At 36.4% G+C, this 21,954-nt stretch carries 28 protein-coding genes and 1 pseudogene; 1 reads left to right on the top strand and 28 read right to left on the bottom strand.

Annotation, left to right across the window (positions count from 1 at the left end; genetic code table 11):
- The 21 genes from QZ334_RS01580 to cobU all read right to left on the bottom strand — a co-directional run.
- Window positions 1-550 (bottom strand): class I SAM-dependent methyltransferase (locus QZ334_RS01580; RefSeq protein ID WP_295231372.1); only part of this gene is annotated, 550 nt, incomplete at its 3' end.
- Between the two features lie 27 nt (window positions 551-577).
- Window positions 578-1,462 (bottom strand): NAD(+)/NADH kinase, encoded by an 885-nt coding sequence (locus tag QZ334_RS01585; RefSeq protein ID WP_005386628.1) that lies wholly within the window; start codon window positions 1,460-1,462, stop codon window positions 578-580.
- 9 nt (window positions 1,463-1,471) lie between these two features.
- Entirely contained in the window at window positions 1,472-2,275 is an 804-nt protein-coding gene (locus tag QZ334_RS01590; RefSeq protein ID WP_287534039.1) for a TlyA family RNA methyltransferase, read from the bottom strand.
- Window positions 2,272-2,751 carry a divergent PAP2 family protein gene (locus tag QZ334_RS01595; protein ID WP_005386630.1) on the bottom strand — a complete coding sequence of 160 codons (480 nt, stop codon included), beginning with the start codon at window positions 2,749-2,751 and terminating at the stop codon, window positions 2,272-2,274. The genes QZ334_RS01590 and QZ334_RS01595 overlap by 4 nt, the downstream gene beginning before the upstream one ends.
- A 28-nt stretch (window positions 2,752-2,779) precedes the next feature.
- Window positions 2,780-3,658 carry a polyprenyl synthetase family protein gene (locus QZ334_RS01600; RefSeq protein WP_005386631.1) on the bottom strand — a complete coding sequence of 293 codons (879 nt, stop codon included), beginning with the start codon at window positions 3,656-3,658 and terminating at the stop codon, window positions 2,780-2,782.
- A gap of 9 nt (window positions 3,659-3,667) precedes the next feature.
- Window positions 3,668-3,874: an exodeoxyribonuclease VII small subunit gene (xseB, locus tag QZ334_RS01605; protein ID WP_005386632.1), complete on the bottom strand. Its 207-nt coding sequence runs from the start codon at window positions 3,872-3,874 to the stop codon at window positions 3,668-3,670.
- The gene (gene xseA, locus QZ334_RS01610; RefSeq protein ID WP_295231379.1) at window positions 3,849-5,072 is read right to left on the bottom strand and encodes an exodeoxyribonuclease VII large subunit; all 1,224 of its coding nucleotides are present in this window, start codon (window positions 5,070-5,072) and stop codon (window positions 3,849-3,851) included. Before xseA ends, xseB begins: the two co-directional genes overlap by 26 nt.
- Window positions 5,073-5,074: 2 nt before the next feature.
- Window positions 5,075-6,028, bottom strand: a complete 954-nt coding sequence (locus QZ334_RS01615; protein WP_295231381.1) for a metallohydrolase — start codon at window positions 6,026-6,028, stop codon at window positions 5,075-5,077.
- Window positions 6,028-6,432, bottom strand: a complete 405-nt coding sequence (nusB, locus tag QZ334_RS01620) for a transcription antitermination factor NusB (protein WP_005386639.1) — start codon at window positions 6,430-6,432, stop codon at window positions 6,028-6,030. Before nusB ends, QZ334_RS01615 begins: the two co-directional genes overlap by 1 nt.
- Entirely contained in the window at window positions 6,422-6,817 is a 396-nt protein-coding gene (locus tag QZ334_RS01625) for an Asp23/Gls24 family envelope stress response protein (protein WP_005386640.1), read from the bottom strand. Before QZ334_RS01625 ends, nusB begins: the two co-directional genes overlap by 11 nt.
- Window positions 6,818-6,829: 12 nt before the next feature.
- Complete coding sequence (locus tag QZ334_RS01630; RefSeq protein ID WP_039969203.1) at window positions 6,830-7,210, bottom strand: Asp23/Gls24 family envelope stress response protein; 381 nt, start codon at window positions 7,208-7,210, stop codon at window positions 6,830-6,832.
- A gap of 135 nt (window positions 7,211-7,345) precedes the next feature.
- Complete coding sequence (efp, locus tag QZ334_RS01635; protein ID WP_005386642.1) at window positions 7,346-7,903, bottom strand: elongation factor P; 558 nt, start codon at window positions 7,901-7,903, stop codon at window positions 7,346-7,348.
- Between the two features lie 15 nt (window positions 7,904-7,918).
- Window positions 7,919-8,992, bottom strand: coding sequence for a M24 family metallopeptidase (locus QZ334_RS01640; RefSeq protein WP_295231384.1), 1,074 nt, complete (start codon window positions 8,990-8,992; stop codon window positions 7,919-7,921).
- Window positions 8,993-9,062: 70 nt separating this feature from the next.
- Entirely contained in the window at window positions 9,063-9,761 is a 699-nt protein-coding gene (locus QZ334_RS01645; RefSeq protein WP_295231387.1) for a pseudouridine synthase, read from the bottom strand.
- Window positions 9,761-10,399, bottom strand: coding sequence for an alpha-ribazole phosphatase (cobC, locus tag QZ334_RS01650; protein ID WP_295231389.1), 639 nt, complete (start codon window positions 10,397-10,399; stop codon window positions 9,761-9,763). The genes QZ334_RS01645 and cobC overlap by 1 nt, the downstream gene beginning before the upstream one ends.
- Before the next feature lie 7 nt (window positions 10,400-10,406).
- Window positions 10,407-11,537: a pyridoxal phosphate-dependent aminotransferase gene (locus tag QZ334_RS01655; RefSeq protein WP_295231392.1), complete on the bottom strand. Its 1,131-nt coding sequence runs from the start codon at window positions 11,535-11,537 to the stop codon at window positions 10,407-10,409.
- Window positions 11,538-11,561: 24 nt separating this feature from the next.
- Window positions 11,562-12,446 (bottom strand): GHMP kinase, encoded by an 885-nt coding sequence (locus tag QZ334_RS01660; RefSeq protein WP_295231395.1) that lies wholly within the window; start codon window positions 12,444-12,446, stop codon window positions 11,562-11,564.
- A gap of 63 nt (window positions 12,447-12,509) precedes the next feature.
- A complete protein-coding gene (gene cobS, locus QZ334_RS01665) occupies window positions 12,510-13,403 on the bottom strand; it encodes an adenosylcobinamide-GDP ribazoletransferase (protein ID WP_295231397.1) in 894 nt (297 codons plus the stop codon).
- Window positions 13,403-14,395, bottom strand: coding sequence for an adenosylcobinamide-phosphate synthase CbiB (gene cbiB / locus QZ334_RS01670; protein WP_295231398.1), 993 nt, complete (start codon window positions 14,393-14,395; stop codon window positions 13,403-13,405). The genes cobS and cbiB overlap by 1 nt, the downstream gene beginning before the upstream one ends.
- 12 nt (window positions 14,396-14,407) lie before the next feature.
- A complete protein-coding gene (locus QZ334_RS01675) occupies window positions 14,408-15,925 on the bottom strand; it encodes a cobyric acid synthase (protein ID WP_295231401.1) in 1,518 nt (505 codons plus the stop codon).
- Complete coding sequence (gene cobU, locus QZ334_RS01680) at window positions 15,918-16,496, bottom strand: bifunctional adenosylcobinamide kinase/adenosylcobinamide-phosphate guanylyltransferase (RefSeq protein WP_295792619.1); 579 nt, start codon at window positions 16,494-16,496, stop codon at window positions 15,918-15,920. The genes QZ334_RS01675 and cobU overlap by 8 nt, the downstream gene beginning before the upstream one ends.
- 63 nt (window positions 16,497-16,559) lie before the next feature.
- Between cobU and QZ334_RS01685 the strand changes: the two genes are divergently transcribed.
- Window positions 16,560-16,895 carry a hypothetical protein gene (locus QZ334_RS01685; RefSeq protein WP_005386666.1) on the top strand — a complete coding sequence of 112 codons (336 nt, stop codon included), beginning with the start codon at window positions 16,560-16,562 and terminating at the stop codon, window positions 16,893-16,895.
- A gap of 47 nt (window positions 16,896-16,942) precedes the next feature.
- Here QZ334_RS01685 and QZ334_RS01690 read toward each other — a convergent pair whose 3' ends face one another.
- The 7 genes and pseudogenes from QZ334_RS01690 to QZ334_RS01720 all read right to left on the bottom strand — a co-directional run.
- On the bottom strand, window positions 16,943-17,458 hold the full coding sequence (locus QZ334_RS01690) for a cob(I)yrinic acid a,c-diamide adenosyltransferase (protein WP_295231407.1): 516 nt from the start codon (window positions 17,456-17,458) through the stop codon (window positions 16,943-16,945).
- Window positions 17,459-17,523: 65 nt separating this feature from the next.
- Complete coding sequence (gene ndk / locus QZ334_RS01695) at window positions 17,524-17,931, bottom strand: nucleoside-diphosphate kinase (RefSeq protein WP_005386668.1); 408 nt, start codon at window positions 17,929-17,931, stop codon at window positions 17,524-17,526.
- Between the two features lie 22 nt (window positions 17,932-17,953).
- Window positions 17,954-18,829, bottom strand: coding sequence for a zinc metalloprotease HtpX (gene htpX, locus QZ334_RS01700; protein ID WP_295231409.1), 876 nt, complete (start codon window positions 18,827-18,829; stop codon window positions 17,954-17,956).
- Window positions 18,830-18,884: 55 nt separating this feature from the next.
- On the bottom strand, window positions 18,885-19,799 hold the full coding sequence (gene thrB, locus QZ334_RS01705) for a homoserine kinase (protein WP_295231412.1): 915 nt from the start codon (window positions 19,797-19,799) through the stop codon (window positions 18,885-18,887).
- 3 nt (window positions 19,800-19,802) lie between these two features.
- A complete protein-coding gene (locus QZ334_RS01710; RefSeq protein WP_295231415.1) occupies window positions 19,803-21,092 on the bottom strand; it encodes a homoserine dehydrogenase in 1,290 nt (429 codons plus the stop codon).
- Window positions 21,093-21,116: 24 nt separating this feature from the next.
- Complete coding sequence (locus QZ334_RS01715; RefSeq protein WP_005386672.1) at window positions 21,117-21,566, bottom strand: ACT domain-containing protein; 450 nt, start codon at window positions 21,564-21,566, stop codon at window positions 21,117-21,119.
- 15 nt (window positions 21,567-21,581) lie between these two features.
- A pseudogene (locus QZ334_RS01720) lies at window positions 21,582-21,932 on the bottom strand (lysylphosphatidylglycerol synthase domain-containing protein); the annotation flags it as partial.
- Window positions 21,933-21,954 lie beyond the last annotated feature (22 nt).

Below are 21,954 nucleotides of genomic sequence, written 5' to 3' on the forward strand. Positions count from 1 at the left end.
CAGGTGGATTATTTATTTGATTCATTGGATGCCAATGACATACATTATACAATTTCTGTTCTAAATCTGATAAATACGATTTAAGGATCTGCATTTCTTCTAACCCTTCTGTTGTTCCAGGGTAAGCAACAATTGTGATAACTCCAGATTTAGATAATTTCTCTAAACCCTCTTTTATAGCGTCAATTGTTTGATGCGGTTTAGTTATAACTTGATGATCGCCACCTGGTAAATATCCTAGGTTAAAAATCATTAAATCAATTACTTCATCTTTTAACTGATTAACTAATGCACGATCATGGGAGTCATGGATAAATGTTAGGCTCACATCTTCAGCTATATCATTTGACTGCAATAACTCTTGGCTACTATTAATAGCTTTCATTTGGATATCGATGCCATATAAATGACAGCCTTTTCTTGCTCGCTCTGCTAGATACAATAAATCATGGCCATTGCCACATGTTGCATCTACTACAACATTAGCGTGTTTCATTACTCGATCCCAGATTAAATGTTGAAACTGAACAGCATTGTTAATGTTAATCACAAAATCACCCCACTTGAGATTTTAGTATTATAATAACTCGTCACGACGAGAGGCTAATTTTTTAAATAATGTACCAAAGAAACATTGATCTTTAAAACGTACGAATAAGCAATATACTGGATTGGAGCTTATATGTAATGTTTCTTTATTGGTAAACGTATAGTCAAATGTACCATCTATACAGATATGTAATTGAGGCTCTCGTTCTGGCATGGTGATTTGAATTGTATCATGCTCTTCCAATACAAGAGAAACGCCTTGAATAAGATGTGGTGCTACAGGAGTCACAATAATTGATCTATTATCAGGCTTCATAATAGGACCACCTGCGGATAGATTATATCCTGTAGAGCCTGTGGCAGAAGAAATGATCAAGCCATCAGAAGGATACATTTGTGTATGTTGATTATTGATGGACATATTGATACGTGCCATTTTAGCTGGTTCTGCACGGGTAATAACTATTTCATTAATGATAGGTACTAATTCTTCTTCATTACCATTATTGCGGTCAATATACGCATATAAATGTCCACGTTTTTCGATATTATAATCACCCTTGGCAATACGTTTAATATGACTTTGCATTTGGTGAACTTCGATTTGGTTTAAGAAACCCAACTCACCAAGATTAATACCACAAACAGGTACATTGTATGGGTAAATTTGTCGTGCCAAATGGATGATGGTACCATCACCACCAAAACTAAAGGCAATATCTATTTGTTTAAAGATTTCTGGACGACTTAAAATGTGAGTTTCAGGAATCTTAAGTACTCGTGCAGGTGCATCTGATTCGAGATCATCTGGCAAGAATACTTCGATACCTTCATCTTTACAAATATGTGCAGCCATTTTTAAAACTGCCATAATATTGCTTTTCCCCATATTAGGGAAAAATCCGATACGCATAGTAATCTCCTATAATGAATGAGCCTCTGCAACCACTGTATCGATTAAAGTATCATCAATGGTTAAAGCCCCTTCTTCGTACTTTTTAAAATAACCTAAAAACTCAATATTACCTTCCATACCTTTAATTGGTGAGAAAGTTAATCCATGAACATATAATCCACAATCATGAGCAACGTGTAAGATACGATGTAAAACCTCTTTATGGATTTCCGGGTCGCGCACAATACCACCTTTGCCAACATTTTCTTTGCCAGCTTCAAATTGCGGCTTAATTAAAGCAACGAGGGAGCCTGTATCTTTTAACAATGTAGTAGCTACAGGCAATACTTTATCTAAAGAGATAAATGCTACATCTATGGAAATAAAGTCAACCAGTTCACCTAATTGTTCTGGTGTGACAGTGCGAATATTTTGCTTTTCCATGTTGATAACACGTGGGTCTTGACGTAACTTCCAAGCTAATTGATTATAGCCTACATCGATAGCAAATACTTTAGCTGCTCCATTTTGTAGAGCACAATCTGTAAAACCACCAGTGCTGGCACCTATATCGACCATAACAGCGTCTTGTAAATCGATAGGATACGTTTGAATAGCCTTTTCTAACTTTAGTCCACCACGACTAACATAAGGTAAGGTGTTACCCTTTACTACGATATTAGCATCTACAGGAATTTTTGTACCCGCTTTATCAATACGCGTTGTATCCATAAAGATTTGGCCAGCCATTATGGCTGCTTTGGCTTTTTCTCTACTTTCAAAAAGTCCTCGATTAACAAGGAGTATGTCTAAACGTTCTTTACTGCTCATATGACACCATTATAAATATAATAAAATTGAATACATGCTACAAGAATGCCAAGAATTAATCCCCCAAATACCTCTATTGGTGTATGGCCTAATAACTCTTTCAAGGCCTCTTTACGAGTAATGACAACAGGTATGTTTTTCTTTGTAAAATAATCTACAATTTGGTTTAGAATTTGAGCTTGACGACCAGCTTCTAAACGTACGCCAGATGCATCATACATGACTACGATAGAGAATACTAAGGATAGAATAAAAAGATCAGATGCTCCATTTTTTAGATATATAGCCGTGGTTGTAGCGATTACAAAGGATGTATGCGAACTTGGGAAACCACCAGATCCGACTAATCGTTCTGGACGAAATTTACCATGCCGAACTAGTTGCCATACGAATTTGATAGCCTGAGCTGTAAACCAACCCCAAAATGCGGCTTGCGCTATGTAGTTGTGTGCTATTTGTGGTAATATATCAATCATTATTTATACCTTCTACAGGTCGTAATAATTAATTAGTGCGTTCTAAAAGATAATCAATTAGAGCAGCCAGAATAGATGTATCATAGGAAACGGAATTTAGTGCATCATGAGCTTGTTTACCAACTAAGGAAGCTTGATTCTTAGCTTCATCTAAACCTAGTAAAGATACATAGGTAGATTTATGTTGGCGAATATCACTACCAGGTGTTTTTCCTAATTCTTCAATAGTACCAGTTACATCTAGAATATCATCAGTAATTTGGAATAACAATCCCAAACAATTTGCATATTCCATAAGTGCTGTTCTCGTAGCTGTATCTGCATTGCCTAAGATGAGCCCTAATTCTACAGATGCATTAAATAAAGCCCCAGTTTTTCCTCGGTGTAAAACCTTTAACTCCTCTAGTGGTATATGTTTATCTTCACTAAGCATATCGAAGGCTTGACCTCCGACCATACCTTCAGGGCCTGCAGCCGTAGCCACACATTGAATGGCATCAAGTTTTTCCTGCGCTGTAGCCGTCTCATTAGCGGTCATTAATTGAAAGGCATAGGTCAATAAACCGTCACCTGCTAGAATAGCCATACCTTCACCATAAACTTTATGATTTGTTAAATTACCTCTACGATAATCATCATTATCCATGGCTGGTAAATCATCATGTACTAAGGAATATGTATGGATACACTCCATAGCACATAGAAATTCCTTATAATCAGCTGGATCTTTATGAAGCATTTCTAATACAGCTTTAGATAAGATTGGTCGGATTCGTTTGCCACCTTGCATTAAACTGTAATTCATAGATTCATAAAGGGGTTTAAATTCTCGATTTGGGCTAGTTAATACTTCACCTAACCATTGTTCAATATGTTGTTTGCTAGACGCTAAATAGTCTTTGAACATAGAATCTCCTTATTCGCTGATGCGGACTTCTTCGATAATTTGTTGTACTTCATCTTCTACAGAATCAAGCATTTCTGCACATTCTTTTACTAATGTTAAGCCCTTCTTATATTGCGTTAAAAGCTCAGAGATAGTCATATCACCATCGTCTAATTGTTTAACAATATCCTCTAAGGCTTTATATTTTTTCTCATAACTTTTTAGTGATGCGGCCATCTTTGTGCGCCTCCTTTACCGTAGCAGTAACATACCCATCAGCAAGTGTAACTCGTATATCATCCTTTGGATGTAATTGCGTAACAGACGTAATATGTTTATCCTTATGTTCAACCTTTGCAAATCCTTTTACCATCATTTGTAATGGATTAAGAGATTCTAATTGTTGAGCTAACAATGCTAGACTATGTTTCTCTGTATTGCATCGTTCTTTTGTAGCATTGGTTAATGACTGTGAAAGCTCTTGTAAATGTGTTTTTTGTTTATGTAGAAATTGTAGAGCTGGAATGCCTAATCTACGATTAAAGAGCAATGTTAAATCGGTACGTTTCTGTTGTAATGTATATCGTATAAACTCATGTAGATACTCTTCTTTTTCTGACAATTGATCTTGTAATGTCGTTATAGGAAGCACTGCCATTTCTGCAGCATGACTAGGTGTTGCTCCACGAGCATCTGCAACATAATCACATAAGGTATAATCTGTTTCATGACCTACTGCTGAAATAATTGGCGTATTAGCATTATAAATCGCCTCTACAACAGATCTATCATTGAAACACCATAGATCTTCCATAGATCCACCACCACGACCAACGATGATAACATCTACATCGGGATCAGCATCGGCAGCAGCAATACCTCTTGCAATAACAGGTCCCGCAGTATTGCCTTGGACAGGAACGGAGAATAATTTAAATTGCACTAGTGGGTTACGTCTCTCACTGACATGTAAAATATCATGTAATACAGCACCAGATTGAGATGTAACAATGCCTATGCAACTTGCCATGTACGGAAGACTTTGTTTGTGGCTGTCATCAAAGTATCCTAGCGCCGTTAACTCCCGTTTTAACGCGTCAAATTCAAGTTGTAATGGACTTTTAGAGCCTATTTGCATATCTGATGCAATAAGATTTAAACGGCCCATTTTATTGTAAAAATTAACAGATGCTTTTACAGTGACTAATAATCCATTTTGAATGGCATTAGCAAGTCCCTTTTGCATTACGGTGCTAGACCACATGGTAACATCAATAGCGGATTCTTCGTCTTTTAACGAGAAATACATATGGCCACTACTATGGCGCTTTGCGTTAATAATGGTACCGCTAACATAGACATTCTTAAGGAGATATTCACGGTCTAAGGTGCGCTTTATAAGATTGTTTAATTGTGTAATGGTTAATACATTCACGATTACCCTCTAGATTCTTGTAAAAAAGCAGCGCCAAAAGCATTGCCAGTGGCATTATCAACAGAAAATTGTGGCTGTGCTACATGTAATGTAAGATGATTACGTCTACAATAATGCTCCATACGTTGACGAAGTAAACTATTGCTCATTACACCACCTACGGCAATTAATGTTCGAACAGGTTTATTTTGTAAATGATAGGTAATCATTTTTTCTAATGCATTTCCTATGGAGGTGAATACAGCTCTCGCCAAATTAGACTTATTTATATCATTCATAGAATTTGTAATTCGTCGCATAGCCGCACTACATGGACCAGCAAAGCTAATCCAACCTTCTTTTACAGAAGATGGTAACGGCTCATATTCTGTAGTTTGTAATGCTAATGTTTCTAGATGTTTGCCAGCAGGAAATGGTAAGCCCATAGCTACACCAATCCGATCCACATATTGACCGCCTTGTAAATCCTTAGATCCACCGATAATATGAGAGTCAAATATCCCTTCACCTTTATAATGACAATACACGAGTTCTGTAGTACCACCTGATAAATGAAGTGCTAAGAATGGTTCACTGGGAATTGTTTTTAATTCTCGTAGTGCTGCTAAAATATGATTTTCTTGGTGTGCGAAAACGTGTAGCGGTACATTCATCAAATGATTAAGAGACTGTCCGTATCCTAGCCCCACCATAAAAGCAGGCATATAGGAATTTTCCTCACGTCTAGGAAACCCGCTAACACCAATACCACTAATAGGAAGCTGTGGCAATTCAGATATCAACTTAGGCAATGCCTTTGTATGTTGAAAGACCATATTTGATTGTTGTAGTCCTCGCTCACCTTGTTTGACCTCTAATATTTTGCGAGCTTCACCAACTATGTGAAAGTCGCTATCTATAATGGCACAACTTGTAGTGTAGCAACTAGTATCAATGCCTAAGTAATATCGTTTCATTATTTACTCTTATTATATGCATCTAAAATTGCGTTGATTAATTTATAGGAAGAATCAGAACCAAAATCTTTAGCTAACTGAATAGCTTCGTTGATAGCTATAGATGGTTCCAAAGGATCAGCTTCATTTGTCATTTCCCATAGAGCAATACGTAAAATAGCACGGTCAACTTTATCCAAGTTTTCAACTTTACGTGATTTACAGAATGGTTGTAATGTGGCATCGATAGTTTCAGAAGCGGATAATACACCATTTATGATGCTATTAGCATAGGCTTTATCCATTGATTTATGCATGTGCCCTTCTGGAAACTGCACATCATTTTGATCAACATGAAATTCATTAGCATATAACATTTGAAATGCGTATTGACGTGCTTCACGTCGATTTCGCTTAATTACCATGTAGAGTTGGCTCCTTTTCTTTAACAATACCTTCAATATGAACATCTACCTTAACATGGTCAAGATCAAGCATATTTTTTAAGGTTTGTTTGATTTCTAACTGCAATTGTTTGGATAACTCAATTAGATTGTACCCATACAATGCTTTAATATAAATATTGATTTCAATAAAGCCTTTACGATGTTTAACATTGATACCTGGTAAACTGCGTTGACCAAAGGCATGTGTAATTCCCTCTACTAATTCATCGTAAAAGCGAGGGCTTAAAGAATGAATACCTGGAATCGTAGCCAATGTTTTTGTTGCTACATCAATGATGACAGAGTCTGCAATATCTATGGTATCCATATCTAATCCGTAGTTTAATTGATTGTCTGAACTCATATAGATACCCTCCTAAGGCTGTGATGGTGTTACTAAATCATCAAATACAATGTCTTGTACCACTACATCAATGGTTTGTACTTCAATTTCTGTATAAGAAACTAAAGCTGTTTTTATACGTTCTTGTAAACGTAAGGCCACATCAGGAATACGATATCCATATTGAATACACACATATAATGTAACGGAAATAGCACCTTCATCATTAAATGATATTTTTACACCTTCATGATCAGATTTACGTCTAAAGAAGGTATTAACACCATCATTAAAGGTGGAGCTCATATGATGTATACCTTTTGTTTCAAGTGCTGCCATGGTGACAATCGTAGCATATACATCTTCACTAATCTTAATTTTACCCGACTCTAGTTCAGTATTTTTCTTGGTCATACTGGCCTCTTTCAAAAAAAGCACTTGTCCCTATATATAATTACATAGACGACAAGTGCTTACAGTGCAAATGTTAGGATATATGGGGAATAAGATTCCATGAAAAGATCTTGCCCCAATACATATCAATACGTATTAGGCACGTTCGATGTATTGACCTGTACGAGTATCAATACGAAGTACATCATCTACTTCAATGAAGAGAGGTACTTTTACAGTGTAGCCTGTTTCCAATACAGCTGGTTTGTTACCACCAGTAGCAGTATCGCCACGGATACCAGGATCTGTTTCAACTACGCGAAGTTCAACAGCTACAGGTAAATCGATACCGATAACGATACCTTGGAAGAACATGATGGATACTTCCATATTTTCAAGAAGGAAGTTTTTAGCATCACCTAATTGTTCAAGGTTAAGTTCAACTTGATCATATGTTTCGTTATCCATGAATGTGTAAGAGCCATCAGACTCGTACAAATATTGCATACGACGACGATCAACATGTGCTTTAGGCACTTTTTCACCTGCATTGAAAGTACGCTCTACTACAGAACCAGTTTGCAAATTTTTCATTTTAGTACGTACGAATGCAGCACCTTTACCTGGTTTAACGTGTTGGAAATCAACTACTTGCCATACATTACCGTCGATTTCAACGGTTACACCTGGACGAAAATCATTACTGGAAATCATCTAACTCTTCTCCTTCTAAATACCTATTTCAATTAACTCTTTTGGACTATGTGTCAACACCTCATAGCCGTCAGATTTGACGATGACACTATCCTCTATTCTCAATCCGATAGTACCTGTAATATAAATGCCAGGCTCTACCGTAATGATCATATTTTCTGTAAATACCGTATCGGATTTAGTATTCGCTACTGGTTCTTCGTGAATCTCAAGACCTACGCCATGACCAGTACCATGATTAAATTCCTTGGTATATCCATGTTCTTTAATATAATCACGACATACTGCATCAAGTTCTTTGCCAGTTATACCAGCTCGAACTGCAGCTACGCCACGTTTTTGTGCTTCTAAAACTATACTATATAACTTCTTTTGTAATTCAGAGGCAGGCCCCATTACAATAGTTCTAGTCATATCGGAATGATACCCCTTATATACGGCACCAAAGTCAAAGGTAACAAAATCACCTACTTCGATGACCTTATCACTGGCTACACCATGAGGCATACTAGACCGATTACCAGAAGCTACAATAGTTGCAAAGGAAGGTTCCTCAGAACCACGTTTTAACATTTCTGATTCTAATATGATACGTGCTTCGTTTTCAGTCATTCCTACCTTTAGTTGTGGTAGAAATGCGGCGAAAGCTTCATCACCAATATTAGCTGCTTTACGCAATAATTCCAATTCATCTTCACGCTTAACTGCTCGTAGTTTAGCAAAATTGATAGACGTAAAATTAAAGCGTTCATCTAATGTATCACATAAGGTTTCGTATGTATCAACAGGCATTTGTTTGCCTTCAATACCAAATAAACCTTCGTGAATATGATGTTCATTGAATATGTCTACAAGAGTATCCATAACAGAGGATTCATATTGAATAACTGTATACCCTTCACATTGTTTTGTAGCTTGTTCAGTATATCTGAAATCGGTAATCATAAAAGCTTTATCTTGTGTAATGATAGCAAAGCCTGTTGTACCAGTAAAACCAGCAAAATAATGTAAATTTATAGGGCTCATCAAAATGACGCCTGTTAATTCTTGCTCTTTAATATACTGTTGTAGCAGATTTAAACCATTCATAATCATGCTCCTAGTCTATAAAGTACAATTAATCTTACCATAAAATACCTATATTGAATAGAATTTTATGCTATTTTTTGAAAGCCTCTATATCATCTGGGGTTAAGTCTTGTACAGAACCAACCTCTTCAATACCGGTTAAATCTATATGACCTATGGTTAGGCGCTTTAAATAGGTAACAGTGCCACCTGCAGCACCAATCATACGTTTTACTTGATGATATTTGCCTTCTTCAATTGTGATATGTACAGATTTGGGAGATAAAATATCAATTAAAGCGGGCTTACAATGGGTTCCATCGCCTAGGACGATACCTTCCTTAATACGTTGAATGCCTTCTTCGGTTAACTCACCTTCGAATTCTACGTAATAAACCTTTGCTACATGCTTATTGCCATTAATAATAGAATGTCCCCAAACACCATCATTGGTAAGTAAAAGTAGGCCTTCTGTATCTTTGTCTAATCTTCCCACAGGGACCACGCCCATTTTTATATATTCAGGGGGCAATAAATCCATTACGACAGGATGACTTGCATCCTCTACAGCAGTAACATAACCTTTAGGCTTATGAAATTTAACATAGTAATGTTGTTTGGTATTAACAATTTGACCATCAACTGCAATGACATCAGACTCAATATATACATGAATATCTTTTTTTCTTGCTACTTCACCATTAATGGTAACTCTCTGATCCTTTATGAGTTGATGGACCTCTTTTCGACTACCGTAGGCTTTATTAGCTAATAATTTATCGAGTCGCATTATACATGTCCTTGTAGTAACTCAACATGGGCCGTATCATTGAGCAAATTCAAAATATTATGATCATATTCGCCCATACCATTATAGAAAATACGGTTGATAGCCGTATTACCTTGGCTAAAATTCCAACAATGACTAATTGAAATATCTAATAATTTACACAATAATGTTCGAATAGTTCCGCCGTGACATGCAATTAAAAGTGTTTCCTCTTCATCGTTTTCATTGAGAAATTCTTCAAGGCCTGCCCATGCACGATCTTGTAAATCTTTAAAGCTTTCACCATTTGGAACTTTGACAAGATGAGGTCTCAAATACATCTCATCAATTAGGCCCGGCCAGCGTGCTTCGATATCTGAGAATAGCATAGCTTCCCAGTCACCAAAATTAAGCTCTCGTAATCGTTTATCCACTGTAATAGGTGTAGTGCGATTACCTCTAATAGTTTCAGCTGTAACCAAAGCACGGCTTAAATCACTGGATAATATACGGTCAAAGGTAATATCTTTAAGAGCTTCACCACAGGCTTTAGCTTGATTTAAACCGTTTTCATTTAGAGGAACATCTGTAATGCCTTGATATTTCCCCATTTTATTCCAATCAGTTTCGCCATGGCGCACAATATATAATGTCTTCATAATCTTCCTATACTTTCAAAATATCTGTTAGTTTCTCTACTAATTTGATATTAGTATCTTGATCTTTAATAGCAATGCGTACCCATTGATTATTGAGACCTACATAAGTATCACAATTGCGTACGATCATATTATATTTCTTCAGATTTTCATTAATGGTGTTAGCTGTAATGCCGTCATGATTTACTTTGAACAAGATAAAATTGGCGGAAGGTGGATATACGGTAATCCCCTCTATCACATCTAATGCATCATACATGAATGCTCTTTCCTCATTTAATTTTTGCTTTGTTCTTTTTATATAATCAACATCATTCAAAGCAGCCTCTGTATAAGCTTGGGCTAATGTATTTACAGACCAACTAGGAATATATTGATGTAGTTGACTAATTAATTTTTCGTTACCATAAGCAGCACCAATTCTAAGGCCTGGTACAGCATAAAATTTTGTGAAAGAATGAACCACGATGACATTATCGAATTCATTTACTAAAGAGCGCATAGAATGCTCATTATCTTGTAATGGATCATTTCCAACAAAATCGATAAATGATTCATCTATAACAAGTAAGCTATTTGCATCTTTCAACATGCTCGCTACAGTGCGAATATGATCTTTATCAAGTAATGTACCATCTGGATTATTAGGATTACCTAAAAATACAATGATGCGACCATCTTGCCCTTTTAGTTCAGCTGCAAAGGTTTCTAATGCCAAATATGGTACCTCAAAATAAGGTTTTCCATTATCATCTTCCCGAGGGCGATAAAAAATATCACGTACAGGAATCTTACTTGCTTCAAGAGCCTCTTTATACTCAGAAAATCCTGGTGCTGGTACAAACGCACCAGTATATCCAGGTAACCGACAAATGGCATACAATAACTCAGCTGCACCATTGCCGACTATAATTTGATTCTTATCCATTCCATATGTATCAGCAATAGCATTTAACACATCATCATTTGTAGCATCTGGATAATGAGAAATATAACGTAATTGATTATTTAATGCATCCAATCCACGTTGACTAGGTCCAAGAGGATTAATATTAGCGCTAAAATCAATTACCTCATATGGTTCAATTTGTTGTTCATGGGCAAACTGAAATATATTGCCCCCATGTATCTTAGACATTCGATTCTCTTTCTATTAAATATATTATCGTTTGATATAGGTCAATCCTTCGTTTGTTGTTTCTACAGTATCCACATAGGATAACTGTGGTAATTTACGCATAATCTCTTGTTTACAATCATCAATTCGCCCATAATCTACTGGAAATAAAAGGCCCATAATGGTCCCACTATGAGCTATGATTGTACCAACACTATTGTAGTAATTACCAATATCATGAAAATCATATAAATTCGATTTATACAATATACGTTGATTACCAAAGGCACTTAATGTAGCTGCTTGACCTATTAAATTTATATCATGTGTATTCAATCCCCGTTTGAATAAATCCAGTGACTCTTCTATGATTGATTCTTTTTCTAAAATCTTAGTTTGTAAATCTACTTGTTGATTAAAAGAAATCGTATCTATACTCCCACCCTCATCAAATACAAGGATTTTCAATGGAGGACACATGCCTAGTGGTTGGGAAATAGTGCCTTTTATATAATCAAACTGAGTAACACCTTGATAAAATGAAGCATCTGTAGGCTCTACAGATAAGCAAATTTGCTCTAATTCCTTTAGTGATAGATCATAATTCATGGCTAATGCTGTTGCCATAGCCGTCACAGAAATATCCGCAGAACTTGAGGCCAGCCCCTTACCCTGTATGATGTCAGAACGTACATATACAGGTGGACAAGCTTGGTTTTTATTATTTTTTTGTAATAATCGCTGTACTAATTCTCTTGCCTTCGCAGACTTAGGCTGTAATGCACAATAGTGCTGTGAAAACGGATGTGTTACATTACTTAATGCGTAGGAGTATCGATTAATAGGACAAGTCACTAAGAATGACTGACCATTAATAGAACCTTGTAGAAATTCCCCACATGTACCTGGGGCTCTTACATAATAGGTCACATTGAACTCCTTTCACATTAAATAAAAACAGTAACTTATAAGAAGCCATTAGGCAGAACGTTATTAAAACATAGTCGTATTGGATGCGACAGTAGCAGATAATATGGACAAGATAATGATATATACAAAGAGTAATAATACCTCTGTAACCTCTACAACAAATCCATATGTGTCACCAGTAGTACCACCAAGTTGCTTAACAATATAACGATTAAGCAAACGATTGATAATATAGGTAATTATCATGCTTACAATATTGATTTGGAAAATACCTAAGGTAGCATAGACTAATACACCTAGTCCTACAACATATCCAACATCAGCTACAGAGAATATAGAATATGCGCCATATAAAAGGGTATACAAAATCGTACCGATTATTAATATAACAATAGGCATAAAGAAGGTTGAAATTGTATTGTACGTAATAACATGCTTTGGAGCTAAGTTAGCAAAGGCAGCACCCATTCCCTCTTTTCTCGCATACGGATAAGATCTGATACTCAATACAAGGGACCAACGGCTCATTAATGGCATCATAATCAATGCCATAGGAATAAATTCCGATGTAGGAATGGCCGTTAATAATTGCCATTTTAAAAGTGTAACAAATACAAAAGCAACAACACCAAAAGAGCCTATACGGCTATCTTTCATAATTTCCAGCTTACGTTCCCGTTCACGTCCTGAAAATAGACCATCACTTGTATCCATTAAACCATCAGCATGGAGACCACCAGTAATCAAGAATTCCGCTATAACGATGATTAACATCAACGGAACCAACGGAATAAACGGTGATAATATACCATACAATAATGCCAAGATAAGGCCAATAATTAAGCCTACATAAGGAAAGGCCACAACGGATTTACCAAAGTCGTCTACAGACCATTCTGTTTGATTAACGATTTTTAAACGTGTTAAAAACTGTAATGCTATGAAAAAAGGTGTCATTATACATTCATCCCATAAGTAATGGCTGTACTAATAATAACCATTAGTATAGTCGTAAAATACATCATATAAATTGTGCGTGTAATATGGTTGCGATTTAATTTTTCAATAGGATCCCCCATGTATTCACGGAAGGTCATTTTCTTGAAATATTGATTGTAACCACCTAAACGAATATGTAAAGCACCTGCAACTGGTGCTTCTGCATAGCCGCCATTAGGACTTGGATGCTTATTAGCATCACGCAAGCCAATTTGGAGAGCTTTCTTTGCGTCAAAACGTAAAAAGAATGCAGAAATAATTAATAATATAAAGGTAATTCGTGCAGGAATCCAGTTAAGTACATCATCAAAGCGGGCAGCTACACGACCAAAGTACATATACTTTTGATTTTTATAGCCCAGCATAGAGTCCATAGTATTGGCAGTTCTATATAGAATTGCCCCCATTGGACCGCCGATGATGAAGAAAAATAAAGGCGCAATAATGCCATCTACTGTATTTTCTGCAATGGTCTCTACAGTAGCTCGTGTAATTTCGCTTTCATCTAATTCTTCTGTATCGCGCCCTACAATCCAAGATAATCGCTTGCGAGCTTCTTCAATATTATCTTGCTTAATTAATTGGCTAATAGTAAAACCAGCACCAGCTAGTGAGCGTGGAGATATAGCAATGTAAAGAATAATTACTTCAAGAGCGTATTCTACCCATTCATCAACTACGCCACCAAGCCAAAGAATCAAAGACACTATAATATATACAGAAACAAGGATTAAACCTACTGCAATACCGCCGTACCATAGTTTTTTTGTATCATTATCAGTATCTTTATATAGAACTGCCTCGAAAAAGGATATAATACGGCCAATTATAGCCACAGGATGGTATTTACTATTGGGATCTCCAATAAGCAAATCCAATATAAATGCTAAGATTGGAATACATACAAAGCTATACTTTGTAAACCAATGTAAAATTGTTAAATGTTCCATACATCTCCCCTACTAACCCAAGGTAGACATAATATAATCCATATCTAAGTGTTCTTCTACAATATCAGCTAATCGATTGTAAGCTGCATTTTTGTGATCAAAATAATGGAATACTACATCTAATGGTTCTAACCCCTTACGTTCGCGTAACTGATTGATAATAAAGCGTCTAAATTCATCATTATCAAATACACCGTGAATATATGTCCCCATTACTTGATGATTGCCATCGATAAAGCCGTCAATTACATTGACCGCTTCTTCACTGCGGCTCGTAATAGTGAAACAACGGCTCACGGTATCTACTAATGGCGTAGTATCCCCCATATGAATCTCATAGCCTACTAATTTTTCACCTGTAAATGTACCATTTAAAAACTGAAGATTAGATACATTAAATTCTACTTGGTGTGTAGTTTTTTGATCCTTCATTGTGGTGGAGGATTCTACTAAACCAAGACCTTCAACCTCTTCAATATCCCCTTCCATATGATGCGGATCATATATTGTTTTACCGAGCATTTGATTGCCACCACATACACCGATAACAGGTGTGCCTTGTTCAGCAAGCTGTTTAATTTCATCAGCAAAGCCAGAATTACGAAGATATGTAAGGTCTGCTAGTGTATTTTTGGAACCAGGTAAAATGATTAGGTCCGGCTTGCCAATAACATCTCCAGGGCCCACAAAACGAACAGATACATCTGGTTCATAATTTAATGCATCAAAGTCGGTAAAGTTAGAAATTTTAGGTGTTTGCATAACTACTACTTGAATCTCTTTAGCACCACTGTTGCGTTTATTTTCTAATGCCACAGAGTCCTCTTCATCGATATCAAGGTTTTCAATGGCAGGGATAACACCTACTACCTTTTTACCTGTTTTTTCTTCGATGAATGTGAGTGCAGGTTCTAATAATTTAATATCACCACGGAATTTATTGATAACAATACCTTTAATAAGATCTCGTTCTTCTGGTTCTAATAATTCCAAAGTACCAACGATAGATGCAATAGCACCACCACGGTCGATATCAGCAATGAGATATACAGGAGCTTGAGTCATCTTAGCAATGCGCATATTTACGATATCATTAGCTTTAAGGTTTACCTCTGCAGGGCTACCTGCTCCTTCAATAACCATCATATCGAAGTTAGAATCCAAGAAGTCGATAGATTCTTTTACCTTATCAAGGGCGGTTAAAGAATATTTTGTATGGTATTCTTTAGCACTATAGACACCAACCGGCTTGCCCATTAATACGACTTGAGAGGATTGATTACCTGTAGGTTTTAATAAAACAGGATTCATTTGAACAATTGGATCTATGCCTGCAGCCTCAGCTTGCGCTACTTGAGCACGACCAATTTCATCCCCCCATTTAGTGACATACGAATTGAGGGCCATATTTTGAGCTTTAAAAGGAACAGTTTTAAAACCTCTTCTATAAAAGATGCGGCATAATGCAGTACATAAAATACTTTTACCTACATTGGAACTTGTTCCTTGGAACATAATTTTCTTAGCCATTTATATGAACCTCCTGGGATTTTAATTCAATGGTAACACCACTAATAGTTAAGTATAATTTATCAGCTACAGTTGCCACTGTCCGATTGACGCGACCGGCAATATCTCTAAAATATCTAGCTAGCTTATTATCTGGTACAATACCAAGACCAATTTCATTAGTTACAAAAATAACTGTTTTCCCATCACTTGATGCAATTAAATTTAGTAATGATTCTAATTCTGAAAGTACAGCCTCTTCCAAGTCATTAGCATCTTGTTGCCCTTGTATAGAACCATGTGCCATCATGTGATTCGTAGTAAACATAGTTAAACAATCTATAAGAATTACATCAGCAGATTGGCTAATATTTTGCCACTCTTTAGCTAGATATAATGGCACTTCAAAATTTGTCCATATCGCACCACGTCGTTCTTGGTGTTTTTTTATGCGATCAACCATTTCTTCATCAAACGCTTGTCCTGTTGCTACATAAGCTTTACGACCCTCCGTAGAAAGTGCTAAACGTTCTGCAAATTCACTTTTTCCACTGCGTGCTCCACCGGAACACAATATAATTTGGGATTTCATAATGCACCTATACAAGAATTTATAATTTCAGTATCATTATAAGTATAACAAAGGAGCGATACTATGGAAATTATGAATATGAAACTTAAAATGATGGCTACTTTATGGGATAATACCTATCGTGTTGCCATCGACGATGGACAAGGCAAGTATATCGGTACAGCCCGTGTAGTAGTAAATGTTCCACTACCACCAGAAGCGTTACCAGAAAATGCGCCACAAGTAGAGCCACAATTATTGGTTTTAGTAGAAGATTTTGATTTCGGAGCTGATAAAATTATAAACTTTGAAACAACTCTCTCTGATTTGTTAAGAGAAAAATTCCGCTATGAAATTCCCCATATTTTCTTCTACTATCCAAGTCCTCATGATGTGTTAAATCAAACAATTTCACAATAAGGTCTATAACGAGCAAAAAGCTATGTAAAATACATAGCTTTTTTTGTTTATTCAGCCCCAATTTCCTCTTCTACACGACACATAATAAAGCAAAGGTCGGATAGACGGTTTAAATATTTTAAATTAGATTCGTGAACACTTTCACCAGCATCTAATACACGCCATAAATCACGTTCAGCACGACGAGTAATCGTTCTAGCCACATGTAAGTATGCTGAAGATTGTTTCTCACCAGGAATTACGAAATTAGATAAAGGTTCAAGCTTTTCATCAAAGCGATCTATTACCTTTTCTAAATGTTTAACATGTTGTTCTATAATTACTGGTGCAGCATTTAAGCTAGCAATATCAGCCATTAAAGTCCATAAGTTGCGCTCAATATCATATAATTCAGTGGCAACACGTGGATTTTCAGCATAGGAACGAGCCAAGCCTAAAAATGCTTGTAATTCATCGATTGTACCATAAGCTTCTACGCGTAAAGAGGATTTGGGTACTCGTTCACCGGTATATAAACCAGTTGTACCAGCATCACCTGTTTTAGTGTAAACACTACTTGCCATATGTATTACCTCCTATAGATATACATAAATGTAGAAAGAAAAGCTACAGGATCTCAACTTTGAGATTATTTATATTCTGGGAACCAAAGATGAATTTCACGAGCAGCAGCCTCTGGAGAATCAGACGCATGTACTACGTTTGCATCCATTGTTAGGGCATAGTCACCACGAATACTACCAGGGGCAGCATCTACAGGATTTGTGGCACCGTTTAAAGCACGTACGGATACGATGGCATTGTCTCCGGCCAATACGAAAGCAAGAACTGGACCAGATGTGATAAAATCAACTAATTCACCGAAGAATGGTTTTTCTTTGTGTTCAGCATAATGCTCTTCCGCTAATTCACGAGGCACTTGTAAAAGTTTTAATGCTTTAATGACAAGACCTTTACGTTCATAACGGCTAAGAATTTCACCACTTAATTGACGCTTAACTGCATCTGGTTTAATTAAAACTAATGTTTCTTGCATGATATCCTCCTGTAGATATTAATTAAAATAATGCTTTCTCTTTATATTTAGGATTCATTGCTTGTTGTTTCAATTTTGCAATACGTTCCTCTGTACGAGGATGTGTACTAAAAAGATTGCTCAAGCTTTCACCAATACCAACCATAGGGTTGATAATAAACATATGGGCTGTTGCATTACTTGCATTTGGCAATGCACCATGTTTTGAATAGTAATCAATTTTTGCAAGGGCAGATGCCAAAGCTAAAGGATTGCGACACATCTCTCCGCCCCCCTCATCAGCTAAGAACTCACGAGCTCGAGAGATACTCATTTGAATGAGTCCTGCCGCAATAGGTGCAATAACTATGGCGCCTATTAACTCTAACGGGTTAGAGCCTTCACGGTCATCTGAACGACCAAATATAGCTGAGAATTGAAGCACATGGGCAATCATGGAAATTGCGCCTGCCATCATGGCAGCAATAGTACTGATCAATGTATCACGATGCTTGACATGGGTTAACTCATGTCCTAAAACACCTTCTAGCTCGTCGTCTGTTAATAGTCGTTGGATACCTTCTGTAACAGCAACTGCTGCATGACTCGGATTTCTGCCTGTAGCAAATGCATTAGGTACATCACTAGGGATGATATATATCTTTGGCATTGGTAATTTACCATTTTTAGCCAATCGTTCTACCATACCATATAATTTAGGGTTAGATTGTGCCGTAACTTGTTGTGCGTTATATTGTGCTAAAACAATCTTGTCGCTATACCAATAGGACATAAAATTCATGCCCATGGATATAACGAACATAATCATCATACCACTTCTACCGCCAATCATATCACCTAAGACCACTAAAATGGCCGTCAAAGTCGCTAATAAAAGTGTTGTTTTCATATTGTTCATAGTTTCCTCCAATTATAGTTATGGACTATGCCTAACACTATAATTATACCACAAACTAGATAATTGATGCTCCTGTACTATCGGCTTCTAAGCAATATGTTCTATTTTCAATTCCATTAGATGTAAATACAGCACCCATAGCATCTGCCACAGCTTGTACGTGGGCTTTATCTACATAGGCAATTAGTGTGGAACCAGATCCACTAATAGTTGCACCATATGCACCAGCTGCTTTAGCTGCTTCAAAGGCTGCCTCACAATGTGGTATTAATGTTTTACGATATGGTACATGCAAATTATCATCTAATGCAACAGATAAATTGCTTAATTGATGTGTAATCAAACTAGTTACAAATAAAGATGCATGGCTCACATTTTGTACAGCCTCTTTAAATGGTACATGATTAGGTAACACAGAACGAGCGTATTCTGTAGAAACCATCACCTCAGGTACGACTACGGCAAAATGCAATTCAGATGGAACAGAGATAACTGTATTTAATACCTTTGTTTTTAAGCCTGTAGCACAGCATAAATTACCGAAAATAGCAGGTGCCACATTATCTGGATGACCTTCCATACGGTTTGAAATGACTAACAATTCCTCTTTTGAAAGAGGATGTTTAACTAATGCGTTAGCTAATAATAATCCGCCTACAATTGCTGTACTACTACTACCGAGCCCACGAGATGGAGGAATTAAAGTTTCAGACGTAATATGTCCATATTGGATTGGTTCTTGCGCAGTAGCAAAAACTTGATCCATTGCAAAGCCAATAAGATTTTTTTTAGGATCTTCAGCACGTAAAATGTCTGCGCCAAAACCTTCAAAAGTATAGGTGTATTCTGTAGCTTTTACATCAGGTATAAAGCTAAAAATGTTGTATAGATTGAGTGCCAAACCTAAGCAATCAAAACCAGGTCCACAGTTAGCACTAGTGGCTGGTACTTGTACGCGAACAGTGTTCATAGTTTAAGCTTCCATAATACGAATTACACTATTAACAGACTTAACGGAACGCAAGCTGTTAAAGGAATCGATAAGATTTAAAATATAAGATCTAGGACATTTAGATGTAACAATGGCAAGAACTGCAGTTTCTGGATCCATATTTCTTTGAACGATGGATAAAACAGAAATCTTTTGTTCTGCTAATTTGGCAGAAATTTTAGCTAATACACCTGTTTTATTATCTACTTCCAAACGTAAGTAATAGCTAGATTGAATCTTACCAGGGGAGTAAATATTCTTTTGGTCATAATAGAATGGTTTCAATCGACCTGTTTCGTTGTATGAAACATTTTTAGCTACTTCCATAATATCGGATACTACAGAGCTACCTGTAGGTAAGCTACCAGCACCACGACCGTATAGCATTACATCATCAATACCATTACCTTTTACATAAATCGCATTATAAGAACCGCGAACAGATGCTAAAGGATGTGTGGTAGGAATAAATGCTGGGTATACATTTAGAGATAAACCTTGACTAGTTTCTTTTGCAATACCTAATAGCTTGATATTATAACCAAATTCTTTACCGAATTTAATATCTTCCGTATCAATGCAAGTGATACCTTCTACGGATACATCTTCAAAGAAAATGCGACGATTGAAACTAATAGATGCAAGGATAGCAAGTTTACGTGCCGCATCTAGACCTTCAACGTCTGCTGTAGGATCCGCCTCAGCATAACCAAGATCTTGCGCTTCCTTTAGTACGTCTTGATAGCTTAAACCTTCTTCAGACATTTTAGTTAAAATAAAGTTTGTAGTACCATTCATAATACCGATGAGCTCTGTAATACGGTTGCCAGCTAAGGACTCATATAATGTACGGATAATTGGAATCCCACCTAATACAGATGCTTCAAAGCGTAAATCTACGCCGTTTTTGCTAGCTAAGTCTAATAGATATGGGCCGGATTCTGCTAACAAATCTTTATTTGCAGTTACTACATTTTTTTTAGCCTTTAAAGCACCTTCTACACAATCTTTAGCAAAGGTTGTACCACCCATTAATTCCACAACCATTTGAATGGAATCATCTTTTAGTACTTCCTCAATATCTGTTACATATTGAGCTGTTCCAGGCAATGTAATATGGCTATATTTATCAGGATTACGTACAAAGATTTTAGAAATTTCAACATTAACACCTGTGCGATTTCTAATTAACTCAGCATTATCTTGCAATAAATTAAATGTACCTTGTGCAACAGTACCAAAACCTAATAACGCAATTTTTATAGTGGTCATAATTGTCCTACTCTCTTAATGAGCCTATGCTTGGCCTAAAATTTCTACTTTAATAATGCCCTTCATAGAGCGAATATCTAATAATAAATCTTCTAATGAACCTTGTAAGTCTTTAGTTTCAAAGGAAATGCTGCTATTAGCTATACCTTGTAGTGGAATGTCTTGATTGATAGTCAATATACTACCATTGCGTTCTGCAATAGCTTTTAACACACTAGATAACATACCTGATTCATTAGACATTGAAACATAAATGCTTACAATTTTACCTTGAGCAATTTCAAAAAATGGGAATACATAATCTTTATACTTATAGTATGCAGAACGACTCAAATCCATCTTTTCCACTGCTTCGTTAATAGTTTTAACCTCACCTAGTTTCAAAATTTCTTTTACCTTAATTGTCTTTTTTATCGCTTCTGGTAAAATATCTTCTTGCACCAGATAAAACTTATCTTTTTTTGGTTTAGTCATAGAACACACACTCCCTTATTGTTCTGTTGAAGTTTCTTGGGCTACAAATTGACGCCCATATAATGTTAACACCGCATACATGCCGACAAAAAATGGCAAATACTCTGCCATAACGCGCCATGCTACAGCAACAATACCAACCGTTCCATTAGGGACAAAGGTACTAAACAATACTACAAATAGTCCTTCTGCAATCCCTGTTCCCCCTGGTGTTGGTGCAAAATATAAAATAAGATTCAATAGAATCATTCGATCTAATATATCAATGATCGAAACATCTGGTGTAAAAGCATACATTAATGCTGGCGCAATACAGTATAAGCATAATAGACTCAACCCAGATTCAATAAATACAATAACTGTCTCTTATACACATCTCCGAGCCCAC

It is taken from the genome of Veillonella sp., assembly GCF_019414865.1.
Taxonomy (GTDB): domain Bacteria; phylum Bacillota; class Negativicutes; order Veillonellales; family Veillonellaceae; genus Veillonella.

What these genes read in the sequence shown, in the direction of transcription:
- QZ334_RS01585 (WP_005386628.1), bottom strand. Translation starts at nt 1,462, where the DNA reads ATGCGTATCGGATTTTTCCCTAATATGGGGAAAAGCAATATTATGGCA.
- QZ334_RS01590 (WP_287534039.1), bottom strand. Translation starts at nt 2,275, where the DNA reads ATGAGCAGTAAAGAACGTTTAGACATACTCCTTGTTAATCGAGGACTT.
- QZ334_RS01595 (WP_005386630.1), bottom strand. Translation starts at nt 2,751, where the DNA reads ATGATTGATATATTACCACAAATAGCACACAACTACATAGCGCAAGCC.
- QZ334_RS01600 (WP_005386631.1), bottom strand. Translation starts at nt 3,658, where the DNA reads ATGTTCAAAGACTATTTAGCGTCTAGCAAACAACATATTGAACAATGG.
- xseB (WP_005386632.1), bottom strand. Translation starts at nt 3,874, where the DNA reads ATGGCCGCATCACTAAAAAGTTATGAGAAAAAATATAAAGCCTTAGAG.
- QZ334_RS01615 (WP_295231381.1), bottom strand. Translation starts at nt 6,028, where the DNA reads ATGAAACGATATTACTTAGGCATTGATACTAGTTGCTACACTACAAGT.
- nusB (WP_005386639.1), bottom strand. Translation starts at nt 6,432, where the DNA reads ATGGTAATTAAGCGAAATCGACGTGAAGCACGTCAATACGCATTTCAA.
- QZ334_RS01625 (WP_005386640.1), bottom strand. Translation starts at nt 6,817, where the DNA reads ATGAGTTCAGACAATCAATTAAACTACGGATTAGATATGGATACCATA.
- QZ334_RS01630 (WP_039969203.1), bottom strand. Translation starts at nt 7,210, where the DNA reads ATGACCAAGAAAAATACTGAACTAGAGTCGGGTAAAATTAAGATTAGT.
- efp (WP_005386642.1), bottom strand. Translation starts at nt 7,903, where the DNA reads ATGATTTCCAGTAATGATTTTCGTCCAGGTGTAACCGTTGAAATCGAC.
- QZ334_RS01640 (WP_295231384.1), bottom strand. Translation starts at nt 8,992, where the DNA reads ATGAATGGTTTAAATCTGCTACAACAGTATATTAAAGAGCAAGAATTA.
- QZ334_RS01645 (WP_295231387.1), bottom strand. Translation starts at nt 9,761, where the DNA reads ATGCGACTCGATAAATTATTAGCTAATAAAGCCTACGGTAGTCGAAAA.
- cobC (WP_295231389.1), bottom strand. Translation starts at nt 10,399, where the DNA reads ATGAAGACATTATATATTGTGCGCCATGGCGAAACTGATTGGAATAAA.
- QZ334_RS01655 (WP_295231392.1), bottom strand. Translation starts at nt 11,537, where the DNA reads ATGTCTAAGATACATGGGGGCAATATATTTCAGTTTGCCCATGAACAA.
- cobS (WP_295231397.1), bottom strand. Translation starts at nt 13,403, where the DNA reads ATGACACCTTTTTTCATAGCATTACAGTTTTTAACACGTTTAAAAATC.
- cbiB (WP_295231398.1), bottom strand. Translation starts at nt 14,395, where the DNA reads ATGGAACATTTAACAATTTTACATTGGTTTACAAAGTATAGCTTTGTA.
- QZ334_RS01675 (WP_295231401.1), bottom strand. Translation starts at nt 15,925, where the DNA reads ATGGCTAAGAAAATTATGTTCCAAGGAACAAGTTCCAATGTAGGTAAA.
- cobU (WP_295792619.1), bottom strand. Translation starts at nt 16,496, where the DNA reads ATGAAATCCCAAATTATATTGTGTTCCGGTGGAGCACGCAGTGGAAAA.
- QZ334_RS01685 (WP_005386666.1), top strand. Translation starts at nt 16,560, where the DNA reads ATGGAAATTATGAATATGAAACTTAAAATGATGGCTACTTTATGGGAT.
- QZ334_RS01690 (WP_295231407.1), bottom strand. Translation starts at nt 17,458, where the DNA reads ATGGCAAGTAGTGTTTACACTAAAACAGGTGATGCTGGTACAACTGGT.
- ndk (WP_005386668.1), bottom strand. Translation starts at nt 17,931, where the DNA reads ATGCAAGAAACATTAGTTTTAATTAAACCAGATGCAGTTAAGCGTCAA.
- htpX (WP_295231409.1), bottom strand. Translation starts at nt 18,829, where the DNA reads ATGAACAATATGAAAACAACACTTTTATTAGCGACTTTGACGGCCATT.
- thrB (WP_295231412.1), bottom strand. Translation starts at nt 19,799, where the DNA reads ATGAACACTGTTCGCGTACAAGTACCAGCCACTAGTGCTAACTGTGGA.
- QZ334_RS01710 (WP_295231415.1), bottom strand. Translation starts at nt 21,092, where the DNA reads ATGACCACTATAAAAATTGCGTTATTAGGTTTTGGTACTGTTGCACAA.
- QZ334_RS01715 (WP_005386672.1), bottom strand. Translation starts at nt 21,566, where the DNA reads ATGACTAAACCAAAAAAAGATAAGTTTTATCTGGTGCAAGAAGATATT.